This window comes from Aeromonas sp. PI_26 (assembly GCF_027854445.1).
Classification (GTDB): Bacteria; Pseudomonadota; Gammaproteobacteria; order Enterobacterales; family Aeromonadaceae; genus Aeromonas; species Aeromonas veronii.
Genome location: NZ_JAJNOE010000001.1, coordinates 149,202 through 169,323, shown reverse-complemented (window position 1 = coordinate 169,323; position 20,122 = coordinate 149,202). Strand labels below are relative to the sequence as shown.

The following is a 20,122-nucleotide window of genomic DNA, read 5'->3' as shown; positions in this document are numbered from 1 at the left end:
TCGGCGCTCAGCCAAACGCCCGCAGCCGCGTCACCATCAGATCAATAAAGCCTGCCCGATCCAGCCCCAGCAACACCAGCGCATTGGCTGGTTTGCCAGTCAGACCGTAGCGGTCCACCACCGTCATCCCCACGGTATGCTCCCCCCGGGTCTCGATATCGACCCGGCACTCGACCCCGTGGAACAGCTCGGGAGCAAGCAACCAGGCAATGGTACAGGGGTCGTGGAGCGGTGCACCAGCAAATCCCCACTTGGGATCCCGATGGTAGATCATAAAAAAGTCGAGCAGCCCGGCCACGCACTGGGCCACCGGATTGGTGATGGCGCGCACCCGCTCGATATCCTCGTCCATCACCTGAGCCTCGTGGGTCACATCAAGGCCGCACATGGTGATAGGGATCCCCGACTTGAACACCATATCGGCCGCTTCCGGGTCCACATAAATATTGAATTCCGCCGCCGGCGTCCAGTTGCCAGCCCCTGCGGCGCCCCCCATCAGCACGATGCGAGCAATCCTGGGTTTGAGCTCGGGATGTGCCGCCAGCAGCAGGGCGATATTGGTCAGCGGCCCGGTCGGCACCAGGGTCACAGGTTCTAGGCTCTCGCGCAGACATTTGGCCATCAATTCAAGCCCAGTCATGGCCTGTGGCGCAAAGGCAGGATCAGGCAGTTTGGGGCCATCGAGGCCCGATTCGCCATGGACGTTGTCGGCGATAATCAGCTCGCGGGCCAGCGGTTTCGGCGCCCCCGCCGCCACCGGAATATCGTCGCGCCCCAGCAAGGTGAGGATGCGCAGGGCATTGTTGAGGGTCTTGTCCGGCGTCTGGTTGCCCGCACTGGTGGTGACCGCCAGCACGTTCAGTTCAGGGCTGGCCAACGCCAGAATGAGGGCGATGGCGTCGTCGTGGCCGGGATCACAATCGAGAATAACGGGCTGTGCCATGGGATGAGTCCTTACAACATAACAGGGAGCCATACCTTAACAAGCAAGCCTCGGATGAACTCGGGAAGGGGTCACAAAACGGGGCCTTGTTGCTGACCTGGGCGGTTTGCAATGTACACCGCCTCGCTCAACACGGCTCATTATCAATAGGTTGCATGACGTCATTCCGTTCATTTTCCGAGGCTGCGCACCACCCATTCGCCCGGCCGCGCCGGTTCGGGTATGATCGCACCCCGTTTCCAGCCTGTGCCACCTATGTCCGTTATCGTCGACACCTTTATCGCCCCGCCCTGCAATGCAGCCATCGAGATCCTGTTCAAGGATGAGCACCTGCTGCTCATCAACAAGCCGAGCGGCCTGCTGAGCCTCTCGGGCAAGAACCCGCAGAACCTCGACTCGGTGCACTATCGACTGGTGCAGGATTTCCCCGGCTGCACTCTGGTGCATCGCCTCGATTTTGGCACCTCAGGCATCATGGTGGTGGCCAGAAACAAGGCCATCAATGCCCTGCTCTGCCAGCAGTTCAGTCAGCGGGCAGTAAGCAAGGCCTACAGCGCCCTGCTCTGCGGTCATCTGATTGACGACGAAGGAGTTATCGACGCCCCCATCGCCAAGGATCCGGCCCTCTTTCCGCTGATGAAGATCTGCGCCGCCAGCGGCAAACCCGCCCGCTCCCGCTATCGGGTGATTGAGCGGCTGGCGCAGCAGATACAGGGGCAGACCGTGCCACTGACCCGGGTACGACTGGTGCCGGAGACCGGCCGCACCCATCAGCTGCGCATTCACAGCCAGCTGCTGGGCCACCCCATCCTCGGCTGCGATCTCTATGGTGGCCTGCTGCCGCCCGGCAGCGAACAGGCACCGCGGCTGATGCTGCACGCCAGTGAACTCGATTTTGTTCATCCGGTCAGCGGCGAACCGATGCAGATCCGCTGTGAGGCGCCCTTTGCACAGGCGCTGGCGACCATGACAAGGCAACCGGGGTAACCTGGAGTAGGGAAACAAGGGGCGGGCAAGCAGAAGAGGGGCAAAGCGGTAAACGGCGGATAAAGATAGGGGCCGCGCTTTCGCAACGGCCCCCACCCCCCACTCTTTGTGGTGCTATCAGATCAGCTTGCGGGCAGCGCCCAGTACGATCTTGATGGCATCAGATTCGGTCTTCGCCATGGTTTCGGCGTTCGGGATCTCTTGCTGGGTACGGTTGACGATAACGCCAGCCACCATACCGGCACGCAGGCCCTGGCTGGAGCACATGGTCAGCAGGGTTGCAGATTCCATTTCATAGTTCAGCACGCCCATGGCTTGCCACTCTTTCATGGAACCTTGGAAACGGCTCACTACGCGGCCGGATACGGTATCGTAACGCTCCTGACCCGGGTAGAAGGTGTCAGAGGAGGCGGTCACACCGATGTGCAGCTTGGAGCCCATCTCTTTGGCGGTGTTGACCAGCGCGGTGGTGCAGTCGAAGTCAGCAACAGCCGGGAACTCCATCGGAGCGAAGTGCAGGCTGGCACCGTCGAGGCGCACGGAACCGGTGGTCACGATCACGTCACCCACGTTCAGGTGCGGCTGGATGGCGCCGGTGGTGCCGATACGCAGGAAGGTGCGGATACCCAGCTGGGCCAGCTCTTCCACTGCGATGGAGGTGGACGGGCCACCGATACCGGTAGAGCAGATGATCACGGCCTTGCCGTCCATCTCGCCGCGCCAGGTAGTGAATTCACGATGACTGGCCAGGTGCACCGGGTTATCCAACAGCTCTGCGATACGCTTCACGCGCTCGGGGTCACCGGGGACGATCGCCAGGGTGGCGCCTTGCAGATCCGCTTTCTTCAAACCCAAGTGAAATACATCAGACATAGTGGACTCCTGGTTGCCCCCTGCCAGCATGGTCAGGGCACAAGTTAAGATGATTCTTTATGATACTTTCAAGCCTTTACCCCCCTCTTCGGGGAGGCGCCAACTATGGTCGAAAGCGCTTTCCAATTCCTTGAAGCGCCTCACACTTCCACGCATTGACAGTGACAAACATTGCGCAAAACGTTTGCTAACTCAATGAAATAATTGACAAACGTTTTTCTACTAATCGAGTCAGATGCGGGAAAGTCAAGCCTGGTTCAGCGCTTAATTAACGACTCGTGATCGACCCCGTAAAGTTGTAAATAAGATGCTTTTGTATCCCTTTCTAGATGGTAGCCTAACTCTCAACTACCACTTAATGGCTAACTATAGGAAGTCCATCATGGCTACATTCAAATTCTATATTCCCGCAATCAACCTGATGGGTGCCGGCTGTCTGCAAGAGGCCGCCGCCGATATCAAGGGTTACGGCTATCGCAAGGCGCTGATCGTCACCGACAAGATCCTCAACCAGATCGGTGTGGTCGCCAAGCTCACCACCCTGTTGGCTGAACATGGCATTGAAAGCGCTGTTTTCGATGAGACCAAACCCAACCCCACTACCAGCAACGTCGAAGCGGGTCTGGCGATGATCAAGGCCAACGGCTGTGATTGCGTCATCTCGCTGGGTGGCGGCTCGCCCCACGACTGCGCCAAGGGCATCGCGCTGGTCGCCGCCAACGGTGGCAGCATCAAGGATTACGAAGGGGTGGATCGCTCCGCCAAGCCGCAGTTGCCGCTTATCGCCATCAACACCACCGCCGGTACCGCCTCCGAGATGACCCGCTTTTGCATCATCACCGACGAAGCGCGCCACGTGAAAATGGCCATCATCGACAAGCACGTTACCCCGCTGATGTCGGTCAACGATCCCGAGCTGATGCTGGCCAAGCCAGCCGGTCTGACCGCCGCCACCGGTATGGATGCCCTGACCCACGCCATCGAAGCCTATGTCTCCACCATCGCCACCCCGGTGACCGATGCCAGCGCCGTGATGGCCATCGAGCTGATTGCCAAGCACCTGCGCACCGCCGTTCACCACGGCGATGACCTGCACGCCCGCGAGCAGATGGCCTATGCCCAGTTCCTGGCCGGCATGGCCTTCAACAACGCAAGCCTGGGCTACGTGCACGCCATGGCCCACCAGCTGGGCGGCTTCTATGACCTGCCCCACGGTGTCTGCAACGCCGTGCTGCTGCCCCACGTTCAGGCGTTCAACGCCCAGGTAAGCGCCGCTCGTCTGAAGGATGTGGCCCGCTACATGGGGGTGGACGTGAGTGCCATGAGCGATGAGCAGGGCGCTGCCGCTGCCATTGCCGCCATCAAGCAGCTGGCGCTGGATGTGAAGATCCCGGCCGGTCTGGAGCAGCTCGGCGTCAAGGCCGATGACTTCGATACCCTGGCCAGCAACGCCCTGAAAGATGCCTGCGGCTTCACCAACCCGAAACAGGCTAGCCACGACGAGATCGTGGCCATCTTCCGCGCGGCGATGTGACAGCAGCCGGATTGCCAGAAAGGGTCGCAGTGCGACCCTTTTTATTGGCTGATGGATCAATGGCTTTTTACTTCCGTGGAGGGAGTCGGTATGATTTGCCGAGCCAAAAAGACTGTATGGATGATCTGAACTCGATATGCGGATGAAACACCTGATTGCCGCGGCTTTGACCGCCCTCACCCTCTCCGGTTGCAGCCTGGTCTATCGTATCGATATTCCCCAGGGCAACTATGTGGAACAAAAACAGGTCGACAAACTGCGCCAGGGGATGACCCGCGAGCAGGTCAGCTATGTGCTGGGGACCCCCATGCTGCGTGACGGCTTTGACCCCAACACCTGGTACTACCTCTATGAATTCCAGCCGGGCCACGGCGACAAGGAGCGCAAAGAGCTCACCGTCACCTTCGCCAACGACAGGCTGACCACAGTGACGGGTGACTTCCCGCTGCCAGCAGCCTTCAATACCCCGCTCTGATATCCCGCAAAACCGGCCTCGCGCCGGTTTTGTTTTATCAAGCCCCGCGTAATTCATCCTGCCCGACAACACTGAGTCATTTCTCCCCATTGCAGCTACCCGCAAATTGCCTGATGCTGATGAGCAGCCACCATGGCATCAACACCATCGAATGACACAGGGAGAATCCCCATGAGCCGTATCCTGATTGCCGGGGCCAGCGGCCTGATCGGTCGCGAACTGGTGCAGCAACTGCCTGCCGAACATGAACTGACCCTGCTCTGTCGCAAGCCGGGCAAGGAGGCACACCACTGGCTGCCGGTCAATTTTGATGATCTGGCCAGCGTCACCCTCTCCCGCCCGGTGGATATCGCCTTCTGTGCCCTCGGTACCACCCGCAAGGAAGCAGGCTCTGCCGAGGCGTTTCGCCGGGTCGATCTCGACTATGTGATCGCCTTTGCCGAACTGGCCCGCCGCCACGGTTGTCAACGGCTCATCGTGGTCTCGAGCATGGGGGCCAGCGCATCGTCACCGGCTCTCTATCCGCGAACCAAGGGGGAGATGGAGCAGGCCCTGCTGGCCCAATCCTGGCCACGGCTCGCCATCGTACGGCCCGCTATGCTGCTCGGAGATCGCCAGCCACCGCGCCTCTCCGAGCAGATCTTTCAGACTATCTACCCGCTGTTTCGGCCGCTGCTGGTGGGCAAACTCGCCCGCTGGCGCGCCATCGAGGCCCGTCAGGTGGCTCGCGCCATGATCGCCCTCTCGAAACTGCCCGCCGGGTGCGAGATTGTCGAGAACGAGCAGTTGCTGACCCTCTGAACCCAGCCTTCCCCACTACTTATGCACAGTGCTGCAAAAACAGAGCCGCAAAAACAAAGGGCAAGCCAATTGGCTTGCCCTTTGTTTATCTGTTGGCGAGGTACCCTGACCGCCTCTTGCCATCACAGGCCGCGCTCGGCAGTCAGGGCAACCGCCCTCAACCGCGAATATGGTCGATAAAGGCGTCGATCTGCTCGCGAGTGCAGGCAGGATTCATAAAGACAGCCTTCTCCCCGGCGATATAGGAGTATTTGCCTCGGGCGTCGTAGTCGGAGTGGGCCACCGCCTCCACCCAGTTGGTGTAGAGCCCCACCTTGCCGCGCCCCTTGAACAGGCTGCGGTGGTAATCGGTATTGCGCTGCAGTCGCACCTTGTAGGCAGGGTCACTGGAGCGGGCCAGCTCGAAGGCGAATTCGGCTTCCGGATCGCTCACCCACTCGGGGTTGTAGATCTTGAAGCCGACGCTCGGCCCCTGATTCTCCTGCGCCACCAGCTTGACGTTGCCCAGCTGGCTTAACCTAAAGCGGAAGTAATTGGCATTTTGCAGGCAGTGGGCCAGCACGGTGCGATACCCCTCCACCCCCATATAGTTGAGCGCCGCATAGGCACCGAACAGGCCACTCGCGCCGCGGGAGCACTCGATGGTGGATTGCAGGTGGGTCTGGCCCTGAATATCCCGCTCGAAGTAGGAGAAGTTCTCCGGGTCATTCTCCATCGCCTTGAGGTCATCCTGCTCTTTAATCATCACCAGACTGGAGGTGTAGGGTACATAGCCCCACTTCTGGAAGTCGACGGTGAAGGAGTCGGCATATTTGAGCTCGGCAAAGCGCGCCACGTTGCGCTCGATCCCCGCCAGAGTGGCGCTGTTGATGGCGAGCGGGTTGGCGGCAAAGTCGTAACCCAGGAAGAAGATCATCGACCAGCCGATGGCGGCATCGACGTGGATATGGGGCTTGACCGCCACCTCGAACTGCTCGCAGAGGCGATTGCGCAGCTCGAACACGGGTTTCACCTGATCCACCCCGAAGGTGTCGGTGGTGCCCATGGTGAGCATGATGGTGGGCACCACGTGTTTCAGGGCAAAACAGGCGGTCAGGGTGCGCTCGAGGTGGTCGAGATCGATGTCATTATTCTCGCCGACCTGAATGCGGATGGTCTTGTTCTCGATGTCGACCCCGAGCAGGGAGAGGTTGGTGATGTTGGAGTAGTGACCGCCCTGGGAGTTGATGATGCGGTAATCCTGATAGTGGCCGAGCCCCTTGTGCTTGGCCTCCGGCAAGGTTTTGCGAATGCCGAGCAGGTAGCCGTAGAGGTTACAGAAGGTCCCCCCCTGGGTGAAGATGCCGGTGGCCCGCTCGGGGTCATAACCCGCCAGCAGCGCAATCTGGCGCACCACCTTCTTCTCCAGCTCCTCGGCCACCCCGGCATATTCGGAGTAGACCAGATTGGGGTTGGCCAGAATGCCCAGCTGGGCGCCGTAGATGGCGGGATCCGCCGACATGGTGATGACGTTCTCGACGCTGGAGGGGTTCTCCCAATCCTTCGACAGGGCGGCAGCAAACAGCAGCTCGGCCATCGGCTCGCCCGGGGTGCGCATGGTGGCGGGCACCGGCATGGTCTCGCAGAGATCGGCCAGGCGGGCACGGCCATCAGGCCAGGCGTTCAGGCGGGCATCCGGCGCCAGACCACGGGCCCGAAATTCGTTGAGGGTGGCAAATCCGGGTTCGCGAAAAACGGGCCAGAGATCGGGATTGCGCGAGAAAAAGTTGGCTTTGACTGTGGCGAAACGGGCGGAGAAATCGGGGTGGACGGCATTGACACTCTCGTCTTGAAGATAAACTAAGTCACTCATTTTTATACCATTAGTACAGCAAATGTGCGGCTGTTATACCCCTGTGTCAGCGGGGCCAACAGTGACAATATCTAATGGCCTACCCTACTTTTTGTCATGTATCAGCCATGACAAGGGCTGGCAAAAAGGCGTCTTTGAGGCGCCTCTTTATATTTCGTGATCTTGCTCCCATCCTGGCTGACAGAGTCCCTACTACCAGACCGCCATCAGTGCAGTGCCCCCCCTCAACGCAGGGAGGTCAACAGCCACTCGGCAAACTCCGCCAGCTCGCTCTGCTGCTGCGGAAAGGCCGCCAGCCAGGGCTGCAAGCGCGCGGCGACAGCGTCCGGCCGATAGCCGCAACCCGCCAGTTCGGCCGCCAGCAGATCAAACGGGGCCGGCTCCAGAGTATCGCTAAAGAGCTGCGCCCGGGTGATGACCCCTTTCTCCACATCAAAGTGCAGCTCCACCCCGCCCCAGCTGAACCGCTCCTCCAGCAGATGGCTGAACGCCGGGGCATGGCCATAGTTCCACTCCCAGCTACGCTGGCGGGCGAAGGTCTCGGCAAAGCCCGGCAGATCCGGCATCTGCTCCGGGGAGATATGCTCGGGCTCAACTCGCGCGCCGTAATGGTGGAAGAAGGCCTCCTGCAGCGCCTCGCTCACCTGTTGATGGTCGATCCCCGGCAGCAGTTCGCACAGATTGGCCACCCGGCTGCGCACCGAGGTGATCCCCTTGGCCGCCAGCTTCTTGGGGTCGGGGTTGAGATAGTTGGCAAGGCGGCCGAGATCGGCATCCAGCAGCAGGGTGCCGTGGTGAAAACCGCGATCCTGAGTCTCCCGATAGGCCGACCCCGATACCTTGCGCTCCCCGTCCGGGGTGGCCACCAGCAGATCGTTGCGACCAGAGGCAAACGCCTCGATCCCCAATCGCTTGAGCCCGTCCAGCACGATGGCGGTGGAGACGCTCTTGTCATACTCCGGCTTGCCCGCCATGAAGGTGAAGCAGCTGTTGCCAAGGTCGTGGAACACGGCGCCGCCACCGCTGCTGCGACGCGCCAGGGTCACCCCGTCCTCTTCCATGCGGCGGGTATTGCACTCCTTCCACGGGTTCTGGGCACGGCCAATCACCACGGTATTGGCATTGCGCCAGAGGAACAGCACCCGCTGGCCGGGGTCCATCTGGCGGAAGATGCACTCCTCGACGGCCAGATTGAACAGGGGATCGTGAGAGTCGGAGACAAGCAGACGCAAGCGGGACATAAAAAGACCTTATCCGGAACTGGGGGCAGCATGATAACACTGACGGGGTACCATCACTGAGCTGTCGCACATTAACCGGTGCGCAGCAGCCGCGACACATTTGCGTCACACCTGACCGCCCCCTAAAAGTATCTATTGATATAACGACACAGCTTGACGTGCAACCACGGAAAAAATGCAGTCAAGCCACAATGACAACGATAAAAACGGGAAAAAGTGGCTAGAATGCGACCACTTCGATAGGCCATATGACTCTCTTATTGGTCACATAACTTGCAAAAAAACGGCATGTATCCATCCCGTGTGATGAACGACACAAAAATGACTTTCCAACCCCCCTATACCCTATTGCAAACGCCTTTTCTCCCCTTGCAGGTGACACAAAATTGCTTGAATCTAGCCTAGACATCGCTCCCGAGAGAAACGTTGTATGACGGAGAACGCAGCCCCCCGCCAGCCCCTCAGCTGGTTTATGCCAATGCTGGTCGGTATGGTCATCGCGACCCTGACCTCTTCCCCCGTGCGAGCCGGCGAGCAGGTCATCGTCCAGTTGCCGTGGCAACACCAGTTCCAGTTTGCCGGTTACTACGCGGCTATCGCCAAAGGATTTTATCGGGAGGCCGGTCTGCATGTCACCCTGCGCGAAGCGGACTCCCGCACCGATGTGGTCAGCGAGGTGATCTCGGGAAAGGCCCAGTTTGGCATCAGCGGCAGTGATCTGCTGCTGGATCGGGCTGCCGGTCGTCCGGTGGTGGTGCTCGCCGCCCTGCTGCAGCACTCGCCGCTGGTTCTGCTCACGCTGGATAGGCCAGATATTCGCAACCCGGCCGATCTGGCCAACAAGCGACTGATGCTGGAGCCGGGCTCCAACGAGCTGCTGACCTACCTTTCCCACCATACCCGCAGCCGCGACTGGGTCACCCTTCCCTACAAACAGGGGATAGAGGCACTGCTGGCGGGCAAGGTGGATGCCATCAGCGCCTACAGCACTACCGAACCCTTCTATCTGCAGCAAAGAGGCATCCCCTATCGGGTCTTCAGTCCGCGCACCATCGACTTCGACTTCTACGGCGACAACCTGTTTACCTCCGAGCGGGAGCTGATCACCCGACAGGATCGGGTCTACGCCTTCCAGCAGGCCAGCCTCAAGGGGTGGCGCTATGCGATGGACCACCCCGAAGAGATGATCAACCTCATCATGGAGCAGTACCCGACCGGGGCTGGCCGTGAACAGCTGGAGTTCGAGGCTCGCGAAACCAGAGCGCTGATGCAGCCCGACCTTATCGAACCTGGCTACATGCAGCAGGAGCGCTGGCTGCAGATCGCCAAAACCTATCTGGAGGCGGGCATGCTCACGGTATTGCCCAACCTCGACCGCTTTATCTACGACCCGGCGCAGGAGCGGCTGCGCCAGCAACGGCAACTGCTCGACAAGAGCGTGGCGGTGGCCATGCTCATCACCTTTACCCTGATGACCCTACTCGGCATCTTCTTGCACCTCTATCTGCGCCTGCGCCAGGAGGCGCGGGATCGCCAGCGGCTGACCCGTGAACTGGCCCAGAGCGAGCAACACTACCGCTTCGTGGCGGAGAACAGTGCCGATGTGATCTGGACCATGGATGCCGCCAGCTTGCGCTTTCGCTACGTCAGCCCGGCCATCGCCCCCCTGAGCGGCTACGAGGCCCCCGAGCTGTTTGCCCTGCCCCTCAAACAGCTGCTGCCGGATGCCTCAAGGCAACTGCTGCGCGAGGAGATCTCTGCCACCCTGGAGGCCTGGCAGCGGGGAGAACATGACCAGACCCGCCGGGTCATTCGCACCCAGCTGCGCCACAAGGATGGCCATCTGGTGGCGACCGAGACCATCACCACCCTCCATGGCAACCACAATGCCCAGCCGGAGGCGATCCTCGGGGTCACCCGGGATATCACCGAGCGGGCAGCGCGGGAGGAGATGATGCGCCGCCTCGCCTTCTACGATCCCCTCACCGGGCTGCCCAATCGCCGCTTGCTGCAGCAACGGCTCAAGGAGCTGATGGAGCAGGAGACGCCCCGTCCGCTGGCGCTGATGTTTATCGATCTCGATCACTTCAAGCCGATCAACGACACCTTCGGCCATGAAACCGGGGATATTCTGCTCAATATGGTGGCCGAGCGGATGAGCCACTGCGTGCGCAAACAGGATCTGGTGGCACGGCTGGGGGGCGACGAGTTCGTTATCTTGCTGCCGGAGAGTGGCGACGAAGTGCTGGCGGTGGCCGACAAACTGCACCAGCAGCTGCGTCATCCCTTCCAGCTGGAGGGGCAGGAGTTGCTCATCTCCAGCAGTATCGGGCTGGCGCTCTATCCCGAGCACGGGGAGGATGCCAAAACCCTGATGCACCACGCCGATCAGGCCATGTATCAGGCGAAGAATCGCGGCCGCGGCCGGGTCTGCCTCTATACCGAAGGCCTTGATCCCGAGCAGGGCGCCCTGCTGTGGCAACCCGGCCACGAGTGCGGTCACCCGCGCATCGATGCCGAGCATCGCCAGCTCTTCGTATTGACCAACCGGCTGCTGGAGCGGATGAAAGATCAGCACGAGGATCCGGCCCCGTTTCTGGAGAGTCTGGAGAGCCTGTTCGACATGGCCCGCCATCACTTCGCCTTTGAAGAGCAGATGCTGGCGGAGATCGATTATCAGGAGCTCGTCAGCCACCGTCAGGATCACCTGCGCCTGCTCAACAAAGCGAGCCAACTGCTGCACGCCGCCAAAGCGGGGACATTGGGCAACGACGAGCTGCTCAACTTCATCATTCAGGAGCTGGTGGTCGGCCACATGAGTCAGGCGGATCGCCGCTACTTCCCCCTGTTCAGATCTGAGCGCAGCCTGTCGGTTGCGGAGGTGGTCACCTAGTCCCCCCTGTTCAGCCCCGAGCGTAATGCGCCTCTTGCGGAAGGGGCGACCTAGTCACCGCGCAGGGCAACCACGGGGTCGAGACGCACTGCCCGCAGCGCAGGAGCGACCCCAGCCAGCAGACCGACCAGGGCGCTGCAACCGAGCGCCAGCAGCAGATAGAGAGGATGGAGGGTGAGCGGCAAGCCGGCCGCCAGCAGGGTGAGCAGCAGCTTGAGCCCGCCGAGCAGGGCCAGTCCCATGGCTCCGCCCAGCAGCGCCAGCACCACGGCTTCGAGCAGGAACAGCAATAGAATGCGCCGCCGCGGACAGCCCAGCGCCATCAGTAAGCCCACTTCGGGGATCCGCTCCTGCTGGGCGATGCTCATGATGCTGAAGATGCCGACCGCCCCGATCAGCAGCGAGATAATGCCGAGCCCGCCAACCGCCAGCTTGATGATGGAGAGGATCTTGTCGAGGCTGGCCAGCATGTCCTGCTGGGAGGTGAGGGTAAAATCCTCGGCGCCGTGGCGGGCGATCAGCAGCCGCCTGATCTGGGCGGAGATGTCGGCCTCCGTCTGCCCGGCGCGATAGATGACGTCGATCTCCTGCAACCCCTCCTTGTTGAACAGCGCCTGGGCGTGGGCGGCGGGCAGATAGATCATGTCGTCCAGATCAAAGCCGAGAAACTGCCCCTTGGGCGCCAGCACCCCGGCCACCCGAAAACGGCGATCACCGGCGCGCAGCAGGTTCCCCGGTGCATCGCCACCGGGGAACAGCTCAGCTGCCACCTTGGCCCCCAGCACCGCATAGGCACGGGGCATGGCGCTGTCGTCCGCGGGCAGAAAACGTCCCTGCACCAGGGTGAGTCGCCAGCCGGAGAGCGCCGCCGGACCTGTGCCCAGAATGGCAGTGCTGCGGGTCAATCCGCGGCTGCGCACCTCCCCTTGCCCCTGCACCACAGGGAGCGCCGCCTCTACCCCTGCCAATCTGGCGAGGGCATCGGCATCCTCCAGCAACAGGGGACGGCTGCTGGAGAGGATGCCGGGCGGGCCGCCGGCGGTTTCGGTCTTGCCCGGGGTCACGGCGATCAACCGGGTGCCAAATTGGGAGAAGCTGTCGAGCAGATAGAGCCTGAGCCCCTCGCCGATGCCGGTGAGCAGGGTCACCGAGGCGATCCCGATGGCGATGCCGAGCGCAGACAGCAGGCTGCGACTGCGCCCCGCCAGCAAGGCGCGCCAGAGCCAGAACAGCAGATCGGCGGAGCGCATCAGCCACCACTCCATTGCCCGCTGCGCAGGCTGCTGACCGGATCTTGCCGTGCCGCCCGGGAGGCGGGCAGCCAGCTAAAAAACAGCCCGGTCAGCAGGGCCGCCGGTATGGTGCAGAAAGTAGCGATCAGAGGGACCGCCGCCGGAAATCCGGGCCAAATCACTCCGGCGAGGCCAACCAGGGCATAGCCCAACACAGTGCCAAACAGCGCGCCACTGCCGCTCAGCAACAGCGCCTCCCACAAAAACAGCTGGCGGATCTGGCGACTATCGGCCCCCAGCGCCTTGAGCAGGCCGATCTCGCCGGTGCGCTGGCGGGTGCTGATCAGCGCCAAATTCATCATCATGATGCCGGAGACCAGCAGGCTGATGGCGCCGATGCCGGCAACGGCCAGGGTGAGGGTCGAGAGAATGGTGGAGAAGGTGGCCAGCATGGCGTCACGGCGCACCACGGTCACATCGAGTACCCCATGGCGCGCCTGCATCAACTGCTCCAGTCGCTTGACCAGCGGGGGCACCGCTTGCCCCGCCAGCGGCTGGATCAACAGCCGAAACAGCCCCTCGGTGTTGAACAGCCGCATGGCGCTACCCACCGGGATCAGCGCGGCCTCGGCCATATCCATCCCCAGATTGCTGCTCTGGCTGGTGAAGACCCCCACTACCCGAAAGCGACGATTGTCAAAACGCAGCCACTGGCCGACCGGATCGGCCTGACCGAACAGCTCACGGGCCACCTTGGCCCCGAGCAGGACGGCCGAGCGATCCTCTGCGGCATCCCCCGGTAGCCAGCGGCCGGAGAGCAGCTCCAGCCCGTGGGTATCGCGCAGCCCGTTGCTGCTGCCAAGCAGCATGGTCTGGCGCAGCCGCGCCCCCTGTTTGGCCTCGGCAAAGCCCATCACCAGCGGCACCAGCCGCACGTTTGGCTGATGCTGGCCAAGGTAGTGCATATCATCGAGAGTGATCTGCCGCAGACTGTTTCCGGTGACCGGCGGCAGCCCGCCGGTGGTCTCCTTGCGGCCCGGGAACATCACCAGCAGATCCTTGCCAAGGGAGCTGAACTGGTCGGCCACATAGCGCCTCGCCCCCTCCCCCAGCGCGGTGAGCAGCAGCACCGAGGTAACGCTCAGACTCACCGCCAGGATCAGTACCAGCGCCCGTGAACGCTGACGCAGCAGGGCTACGGCGGCAAAGCGGATCACATCGGGGCGCCGCATTCAGCCACCGCCGCTATCAATGTTGATGCGGCCATCGTTCATCAGGATCCGCCTGCCTGCCCGTTCACCGAGGCGCGGATCGTGGGTTACCACCACAAGCGTGATCCCCTGCTCCCGGTTGAGCTCCTCCAGCAGGGTAATCACCTCCTCCCCAGAGCGGGAGTCGAGATTGCCGGTGGGCTCGTCGGCCAGTATCAGCCGCGGCGCCATTGCCATGGCCCGGGCGATGGCTACCCGCTGACGCTGACCGCCGGAGAGCTCGGCTGGGCGGTGTCCGGCCCGGTTTTCCAACCCCAGCTCCCCCAGCAACTGCTGGCTTCGGCGATGGCGCTCGGCGGGGGCGATCCCGCACAGCATCAGCGGCAGCTCGACGTTTTCACGGGCGGTGAGGCGGGAGATGAGGTGAAACGACTGGAACACGAAACCGATGCGATGGCCGCGCAGCTGGGCCAGCGCCGGCTCTGACAGGGTGGCGGTATCCTCCCCTCCCAGCCAGTAACGCCCCTCATCGGGCCGATCCAGCAGCCCCAGCACATTGAGCAGGGTCGATTTACCGGAGCCAGAGGGGCCCATCACCGCCAGATACTCCCCCTCGGCAACTCGCAGAGAGACGCGATCGAGGGCGGCCACTTCGCTCCCCCCCAGAGTGAAACGACGGCTGACGGCATCAAGGCGAATGAGATCACTCATCCGTCTGCTCCGTGGCGGCACTGAAAGGGCCCTCCCCGACAATCTGTCCGGGCTGGGCCGCCAGCCGATCACCGGCGGCGAGCCCCTCGGCGACTTCAATCCAGTTCCAGTTCTCCACGCCCCAACGGGGTACCACCCGCACCAGCTTATCCCCTTCCAGCCGCAGCACGCTGCCATCGTCGGCCCGGCTGCTGGCCGCTACCCGCAGCACATCGGTGGTGCGGGTCACCTCGACCTCAAGGTCGGCGCTGTAGCCGATAAGCAGGGGGGCATCGGTGGGCACAGCGGTGAGCGTCGCCTCCACCTCGACGGTGCGGGCCTGCTTCTCCAGCTCTTTCACATAGGGGGCGATGCGGGTGACGGTGGCGGCAAAATCGCGCCCGGGCATGGCGTCGAGCAGCACCCGAGCCTGCTGGCCCACCTTGAGGCGGGCGGCATCCACCTCATCGATAGGGGCGGAAACATAGAGACAGTTATCGTCGATGAGATCGATAACGGGAGGCATGGCTACCCCGGGGGGTGAGGGGGTCATGTACTCGCCCAGCTTGCTGTTGACCTCCGCCACCACTCCGGCAAACGGCGCCAGCAGACGGCGTTCGCTCAAGCGAGCCTCCACCTGAGCGACCTGCGCCTCGTCAACCCGCTCCTGCTGACGGGATGCGCGGCAGATATAGCGGCGAGTATCGGCCAGATTCTGGGCCTGCTCGGCGAGGGTGCGGGAGGTGAGGTTTTTGGCCAGCAAGGTGGCCAGCCGGTTAGCCTCCCGCTCGTAGTAGGCCGCCTCGCTACAACGCTCCTCACGCTGGGTCTTGCCGAGCGCCTGCTGGGCACGGGCACGGGCGAGATCGGCACGGATATCGTCACTCCAGAGGGTCAGCAGCAGATCTCCTTGGGCTACCCTATCCCCGGCCTTGACGGCGATCTGCTCCACCACGCCACCACCGGGCAGACTGAGCCCGGCCCGCTGACACGACTTGATGGTGCCAGCCCGGGTATTGACCACGGTGACCAGCACATCCCCCCGCCCGACCTCTGCCAGCCTGATCGGCGTCGGCTGCGGTCGCCACCACCATGCCAGAGCAGCCACCGCTACCACGGCGCCACTTCCCCACCACAACCAACCTCTCTTCATCGCGCATCCTTTCGCTAGTGACTCCCGTCATGAGCGTCGGGAGAGCAGGGCATAATAGAGCAAGGGTATCACCACCAGGGTGAGCAAAGTGGAGACCAGGATCCCGAAAATCAGGCTGATGGCCAGTCCGTTGAAGATGGGATCATCGAGGATAAACAGGGCTCCGATCATCGCCGCCAACGCCGTCAGCATGATGGGTTTGGCCCGCACCTGCGCCGCTTCGATCACCGCCTGCTCGAACGCCACTCCGGCGCTGCGCTGCTGCTCGATAAAATCCACCAACAGGATGCTGTTGCGTACGATGATCCCGGCCAGGGCGATCATCCCGATCATCGAGGTGGCGGTAAACTGGGCCCCCAACAGGGCGTGGCCCGGCATCACCCCTATGATGGTGAGCGGAATGGGGGCCATGATGATGAGCGGCACCAGATAGGAGCGGAACTGGGCCACCACCAACAGGTAGATGAGGATCATCCCCACGGCGTAGGCTAGCCCCATGTCGCGGAAGGTCTCGTAGGTGATCTTCCACTCCCCGTCCCACAACAGCGCCACCTCCCCCAGCTTGTCGGGCTGCTGCACGTAATATTGGGGCAGATCGATGTCGGCACCGGCGGCAAACATGCCGTAGAGCGGGCTGTCGGTATGGCCACCCATGTCGGCCACCACCATCACCATGGGCTGCATGTTCTTGTGCATGATATAGCTGGGGGCCACCTCATCACGGCGACTCACCAGCTCGGAGACCCGCACCAACTGGCCGCTCTGGCTGCGCACCTTGAGGGCCAGTACGCCCGCCAGATCCCGTTTGTCACCGGGAGCCAGTTCGATGCGGATCGGCACCGGATACTTGGCGCCATGCCCCTGCAGCCAGCTGGCATCCTGATAACCCACCCCGCCATTGAGGGTGTTCACCAGATCCCCGAGATCGACCCCGAGCAGGGCCGCCTTGCTGCGATCCACCACCAGCCGCCACTTGGGCTGCGGGTCGGTCAGATAGATATCCACGTCCACCAGATCCGCCGTGGCCACAAAACGGGCCTGTACGGCGCGAGCGGCCGCTTCACGGGCGGCAGGCGTCGGGCCATACACTTCCGCGACTATGGGTGACCAGACCGGCGGGCCGGGCGGCACCTCTACCACCTTGAGGTTGCCCCCTGCTGCACTGGCGATGGCCTGCAGCTCTGCCCGAACCGACTGTGCAATCTGGTGACTGCTGCGATCCCGCTCATGCTTGTCCACCAGATTGACCTGAATATCCCCCACGTTGGCGCCGCTGCGGATAAAGTAGTGACGCACCAACCCGTTGAAGTTGATGGGGGCCGCGGTACCGGCATAGATCTGGTAATCCTTCACCTCGGGCACCTTGGCAAGCTCCCGCCCGACCGCCAGCAGGGTGCGCTCGGTCTGCTCCAGGGTCGCCCCCTCCGGCATATCGAGCACCAGCTGAAATTCCGACTTGTTGTCAAAGGGGAGCATCTTGAGCACCACCCACTGCACCACCGGCATGGCGGTAGCCGCCCCGACCAGCAGCAACACCGCCAGCCAGAGCTTGCGTCTGGCGCGCTTGGCGCCATCACCGATCAGGAAAGGGGTCATCAGCCGGTGAAAAAGACCCGCCTTGGCCTCGCCGTGGGCACCGTGCGCCGAATCCTTGAGCAAATGGCTCGCCAGCCAGGGGGAGAAGATAAAGGCCACCAGCAGGGAGACAAGCATCCCCATGCTGGCATTGATGGGGATGGGGCTCATGTAGGGGCCCATCAGGCCACTGACAAAGGCCATCGGCAACAGGGCCGCGATGACGGTCAGGGTCGCCAGTATGGTCGGCCCCCCCACCTCGTCCACCGCCCCCGGAATCAGATCCTTGAGCGCCCCCTTGCCCAAACCGCGATGGCGGTGGATGTTCTCCACCACCACAATGGCGTCATCCACCAGAATGCCGATGGAGAAGATCAGCGCAAACAGCGACACCCGGTTGAGGGTAAAGCCCCAGGCCCAGCTGGCAAACAGGGTCAGCGCCAGGGTGATGACGATGGCAACGCCAACTACCAGCGCCTCGCGCCAACCCATGCTCACCAGTACCAGCAGCACCACCGCCGTGGTGGCAAAAATCAGCTTGCCGATCAGGGTGTTGGATTTGGTCTCGGCGGTAACGCCGTAGTCCCGGGTCACCGTCACCTTGACCCCGGCAGGGATCAGTCGGTTCTGCAAACTCTCGACCCGCGCCTCCACCCGCTTGGCCACATCAACCGCGTTCTGGCCCGGCTGTTTGCCGATGGCCAGGGTCACCGCCGGATAACTGGCCTGCCCCAGCCCCATCCAGCTGCGCTTGGTCGGAGTCTCCTGACCCAGAGAGACCTTGGCCACCTCTCCCAGATAGACCGGCTTGCCGTCGTGCAGCCCCACCACCAGTTCTCTAGCCTCCTGCTCACTTTGCAGGAACTGCCCGACCTGCACCTTGATCTCCCGGTTATCTTGCTCGATGGCCTGTGTCGGGCCCACCTGATTGGCGGCCGCAAGTCGCTGGCTCAGATCGCCCCAGCTGATGCCGTGGGCGCTGAGGGCCGCCGGATCCGGCATCACCCGCAACACGGCGCTCTGGCTGCCCAGCGTGTAAATATCGCGGGTACCGGGAATGCGCTTGAGTTCGGTCTCCAGCTCATGGGCGACCTGGGTCAACTCGGGAGCCCCCAGTTGCTTGCTCCCCTCTTTGCTCCATAAGGTCAAACTGACGATAGGGACATCATCGATCCCCCGGGGTTTCACCAGCGGCTGACCGACTCCGATCCCCTGTGGCAACCAGTCGCGGTTGGAGTCGAGCTGGTTGTTGAGATCGACGATGGCCTGTTCGCGGCTCACCCCTACCTTGAATACCACCACCAGCAGGGCGCCATCGGGTTGGGAAAAAGAGTAGAGGGTATCAATTCCCTTTATCTGGGAAACCACCTGCTCGGCAGGGGTGGTGACGAGAGAGGCCACTTCAGCCGGGCTGGCCCCCGGGAAGGGAATGTAGACATCGGCGAAGGTGACATCGATCTGCGGCTCCTCCTCCTTGGGAGTCACCAGCACTGCAAACAGGCCGAGCAGCAGCCCCACCAGTGCCAGCAGCGGAGTGATGGCCGAGCCCTGAAACAGCGCAGCCAGCCGACCGGCAGGCCCCAGCCTCTCCTTGTTGCTGTTCAGTTCGCTACTCATGGGCCATCTCCTGCTGCTGCGCCCAGCCATCGGGGGCCAGCTTGTCACCGGCTTGCAGACCGGCCAGGATCTCGCACTGTCCCTCGACGCAATGGCCTACCCGCACCGGCGTCAGGGCCCAGCCAGCGGGCTGTTGCAGATAGACACCGTTGAACTCCCCTTGCCGCAGCAGGGCGCGATCCGGCACCTGCAACACCTGACGTTCACCCTGCTTGAGCTGCACCTTGAGCCACATGCCGGGCAATACCCCGGTGGTTTGCGGCGGCAAGTCGAGGCGCAACCTGAAGGCGTGGCTCTGGCTGTCGGCATAGTTAAAGCGGGTCAATTTGACCGGGGTAACAGGCCGGCCATCCGGCAGCAGCACCTGCACATCCGCAGGCTCACGAGCCAGCGTCAGGGCGGATTGGGGCAACTCCACCTCCACCCGCAAGGTGTCGAGAGAGAAGCCGGAGAGCAGCGGGGTACCGGGGGCGACAGTCTCCCCCAACTCCACCAGCCGCTTGGTCACCACCCCAGCGTAGGGGGCCAGAATGCGGGTATAACCGTAGGCCTCGCGGGCCTGAGTGAGGGCCGCATCGGCCGCATTGACCTCGGCGCGGGCGGCGCGATCAGTCGCCTGGGCATTGTCGAGCTGGGCGCGGGTGATCACCCCTTTGGCAATCAGCGCCTGAAAGCGGGCGAGCTGGCGCTCTGCCTCCACCTGCTGGGCCTGCGCCCGCGCCAGCCGTGCCTGCGCCCCCGTGACGGCGGCAAACTGCTCCTTGCCGCTGATCTCCAGCAGCGGTTGCCCCGCCTGCACCTGATCGTTTACATCCACCAGCATGCGGGAGACCCGGCCGCTGGTCTGGGCCGCCACCGTCCCCTGATGGATGGCACTGACGGTGCCATCCAGCGTCAGCCAGTCGGTCACCGGCAGTGGCGCCACTGTCAGCAAGGGCTCTGGCTCCCCTTCCGCGGCCAGGGCGGATGTCATGGCCTGCGATGTCATCACCAACAAGGTGATCCCCAGCAACCGGATCTTTTCCATCATTACTCTCCTTCCCTG

15 protein-coding genes are annotated in these 20,122 nt (G+C 62.6%); 5 read left to right on the top strand and 10 right to left on the bottom strand.

What is annotated here, in order from left to right; translation table 11 throughout:
* Positions 1 to 7: 7 nt before the first annotated feature.
* On the bottom strand, positions 8 to 943 hold the full coding sequence (gene rihA / locus LRL22_RS00740; protein WP_270904470.1) for a pyrimidine-specific ribonucleoside hydrolase RihA: 936 nt from the start codon (positions 941 to 943) through the stop codon (positions 8 to 10).
* A 222-nt stretch (positions 944 to 1,165) separates the two neighbouring features.
* Here rihA and LRL22_RS00735 point away from each other — a divergent pair, with 222 nt between their 5' ends.
* On the top strand, positions 1,166 to 1,930 hold the full coding sequence (locus LRL22_RS00735; RefSeq protein WP_270904469.1) for an RluA family pseudouridine synthase: 765 nt from the start codon (positions 1,166 to 1,168) through the stop codon (positions 1,928 to 1,930).
* 117 nt (positions 1,931 to 2,047) lie between these two features.
* Here LRL22_RS00735 and udp read toward each other — a convergent pair whose 3' ends face one another.
* Positions 2,048 to 2,803 carry a uridine phosphorylase gene (udp, locus tag LRL22_RS00730; protein WP_005337975.1) on the bottom strand — a complete coding sequence of 252 codons (756 nt, stop codon included), beginning with the start codon at positions 2,801 to 2,803 and terminating at the stop codon, positions 2,048 to 2,050.
* 382 nt (positions 2,804 to 3,185) lie between these two features.
* Here udp and yiaY point away from each other — a divergent pair, with 382 nt between their 5' ends.
* The 3 genes from yiaY to LRL22_RS00715 all read left to right on the top strand — a co-directional run bounded on the left by yiaY (position 3,186) and on the right by LRL22_RS00715 (position 5,613).
* Positions 3,186 to 4,337 carry an L-threonine dehydrogenase gene (gene yiaY / locus LRL22_RS00725; RefSeq protein ID WP_058058016.1) on the top strand — a complete coding sequence of 384 codons (1,152 nt, stop codon included), beginning with the start codon at positions 3,186 to 3,188 and terminating at the stop codon, positions 4,335 to 4,337.
* Positions 4,338 to 4,473: 136 nt separating this feature from the next.
* On the top strand, positions 4,474 to 4,812 hold the full coding sequence (bamE, locus tag LRL22_RS00720) for an outer membrane protein assembly factor BamE (RefSeq protein WP_005337980.1): 339 nt from the start codon (positions 4,474 to 4,476) through the stop codon (positions 4,810 to 4,812).
* 171 nt (positions 4,813 to 4,983) lie between these two features.
* Complete coding sequence (locus LRL22_RS00715; protein WP_270904468.1) at positions 4,984 to 5,613, top strand: NAD(P)H-binding protein; 630 nt, start codon at positions 4,984 to 4,986, stop codon at positions 5,611 to 5,613.
* Between the two features lie 157 nt (positions 5,614 to 5,770).
* Here LRL22_RS00715 and LRL22_RS00710 read toward each other — a convergent pair whose 3' ends face one another.
* A complete protein-coding gene (locus tag LRL22_RS00710; RefSeq protein ID WP_270904467.1) occupies positions 5,771 to 7,465 on the bottom strand; it encodes a pyridoxal phosphate-dependent decarboxylase family protein in 1,695 nt (564 codons plus the stop codon).
* 224 nt (positions 7,466 to 7,689) lie between these two features.
* The gene (locus tag LRL22_RS00705) at positions 7,690 to 8,706 is read right to left on the bottom strand and encodes a lipoate--protein ligase A (RefSeq protein ID WP_270904466.1); all 1,017 of its coding nucleotides are present in this window, start codon (positions 8,704 to 8,706) and stop codon (positions 7,690 to 7,692) included.
* Between the two features lie 430 nt (positions 8,707 to 9,136).
* Between LRL22_RS00705 and LRL22_RS00700 the strand changes: the two genes are divergently transcribed.
* The gene (locus tag LRL22_RS00700) at positions 9,137 to 11,599 is read left to right on the top strand and encodes a diguanylate cyclase domain-containing protein (RefSeq protein ID WP_425292783.1); all 2,463 of its coding nucleotides are present in this window, start codon (positions 9,137 to 9,139) and stop codon (positions 11,597 to 11,599) included.
* 50 nt (positions 11,600 to 11,649) lie between these two features.
* On the opposite strand, the gene LRL22_RS00695 is transcribed toward LRL22_RS00700, so the two are convergent.
* Genes LRL22_RS00695 through LRL22_RS00670 form a run of 6 tightly spaced genes read right to left on the bottom strand, consistent with a single transcriptional unit; the run spans position 11,650 to position 20,104 of the window.
* A complete protein-coding gene (locus tag LRL22_RS00695; RefSeq protein ID WP_270904464.1) occupies positions 11,650 to 12,849 on the bottom strand; it encodes an ABC transporter permease in 1,200 nt (399 codons plus the stop codon).
* The gene (locus LRL22_RS00690; RefSeq protein ID WP_270904463.1) at positions 12,849 to 14,063 is read right to left on the bottom strand and encodes an ABC transporter permease; all 1,215 of its coding nucleotides are present in this window, start codon (positions 14,061 to 14,063) and stop codon (positions 12,849 to 12,851) included. The genes LRL22_RS00695 and LRL22_RS00690 overlap by 1 nt, the downstream gene beginning before the upstream one ends.
* A complete protein-coding gene (locus tag LRL22_RS00685) occupies positions 14,064 to 14,753 on the bottom strand; it encodes an ABC transporter ATP-binding protein (protein ID WP_216948278.1) in 690 nt (229 codons plus the stop codon).
* Positions 14,746 to 15,885: an efflux RND transporter periplasmic adaptor subunit gene (locus LRL22_RS00680; RefSeq protein WP_270904462.1), complete on the bottom strand. Its 1,140-nt coding sequence runs from the start codon at positions 15,883 to 15,885 to the stop codon at positions 14,746 to 14,748. The genes LRL22_RS00685 and LRL22_RS00680 overlap by 8 nt, the downstream gene beginning before the upstream one ends.
* Positions 15,886 to 15,912: 27 nt before the next feature.
* The gene (locus LRL22_RS00675; RefSeq protein ID WP_270904461.1) at positions 15,913 to 19,077 is read right to left on the bottom strand and encodes an efflux RND transporter permease subunit; all 3,165 of its coding nucleotides are present in this window, start codon (positions 19,075 to 19,077) and stop codon (positions 15,913 to 15,915) included.
* A complete protein-coding gene (locus LRL22_RS00670; RefSeq protein ID WP_270904632.1) occupies positions 19,070 to 20,104 on the bottom strand; it encodes an efflux RND transporter periplasmic adaptor subunit in 1,035 nt (344 codons plus the stop codon). The genes LRL22_RS00675 and LRL22_RS00670 overlap by 8 nt, the downstream gene beginning before the upstream one ends.
* Between the last annotated feature and the right edge of the window lie 18 nt (positions 20,105 to 20,122).

Coding starts and splice junctions, on each gene's coding strand:
- rihA (WP_270904470.1), bottom strand. CDS start 943: ATGGCACAGCCCGTTATTCTCGATTGTGATCCCGGCCACGACGACGCC.
- LRL22_RS00735 (WP_270904469.1), top strand. CDS start 1,166: ATGATCGCACCCCGTTTCCAGCCTGTGCCACCTATGTCCGTTATCGTC.
- udp (WP_005337975.1), bottom strand. CDS start 2,803: ATGTCTGATGTATTTCACTTGGGTTTGAAGAAAGCGGATCTGCAAGGC.
- yiaY (WP_058058016.1), top strand. CDS start 3,186: ATGGCTACATTCAAATTCTATATTCCCGCAATCAACCTGATGGGTGCC.
- bamE (WP_005337980.1), top strand. CDS start 4,474: ATGCGGATGAAACACCTGATTGCCGCGGCTTTGACCGCCCTCACCCTC.
- LRL22_RS00715 (WP_270904468.1), top strand. CDS start 4,984: ATGAGCCGTATCCTGATTGCCGGGGCCAGCGGCCTGATCGGTCGCGAA.
- LRL22_RS00710 (WP_270904467.1), bottom strand. CDS start 7,465: ATGAGTGACTTAGTTTATCTTCAAGACGAGAGTGTCAATGCCGTCCAC.
- LRL22_RS00705 (WP_270904466.1), bottom strand. CDS start 8,706: ATGTCCCGCTTGCGTCTGCTTGTCTCCGACTCTCACGATCCCCTGTTC.
- LRL22_RS00700 (WP_425292783.1), top strand. CDS start 9,137: ATGACGGAGAACGCAGCCCCCCGCCAGCCCCTCAGCTGGTTTATGCCA.
- LRL22_RS00695 (WP_270904464.1), bottom strand. CDS start 12,849: ATGCGCTCCGCCGATCTGCTGTTCTGGCTCTGGCGCGCCTTGCTGGCG.
- LRL22_RS00690 (WP_270904463.1), bottom strand. CDS start 14,063: ATGCGGCGCCCCGATGTGATCCGCTTTGCCGCCGTAGCCCTGCTGCGT.
- LRL22_RS00685 (WP_216948278.1), bottom strand. CDS start 14,753: ATGAGTGATCTCATTCGCCTTGATGCCGTCAGCCGTCGTTTCACTCTG.
- LRL22_RS00680 (WP_270904462.1), bottom strand. CDS start 15,885: ATGAAGAGAGGTTGGTTGTGGTGGGGAAGTGGCGCCGTGGTAGCGGTG.
- LRL22_RS00675 (WP_270904461.1), bottom strand. CDS start 19,077: ATGAGTAGCGAACTGAACAGCAACAAGGAGAGGCTGGGGCCTGCCGGT.
- LRL22_RS00670 (WP_270904632.1), bottom strand. CDS start 20,104: ATGGAAAAGATCCGGTTGCTGGGGATCACCTTGTTGGTGATGACATCG.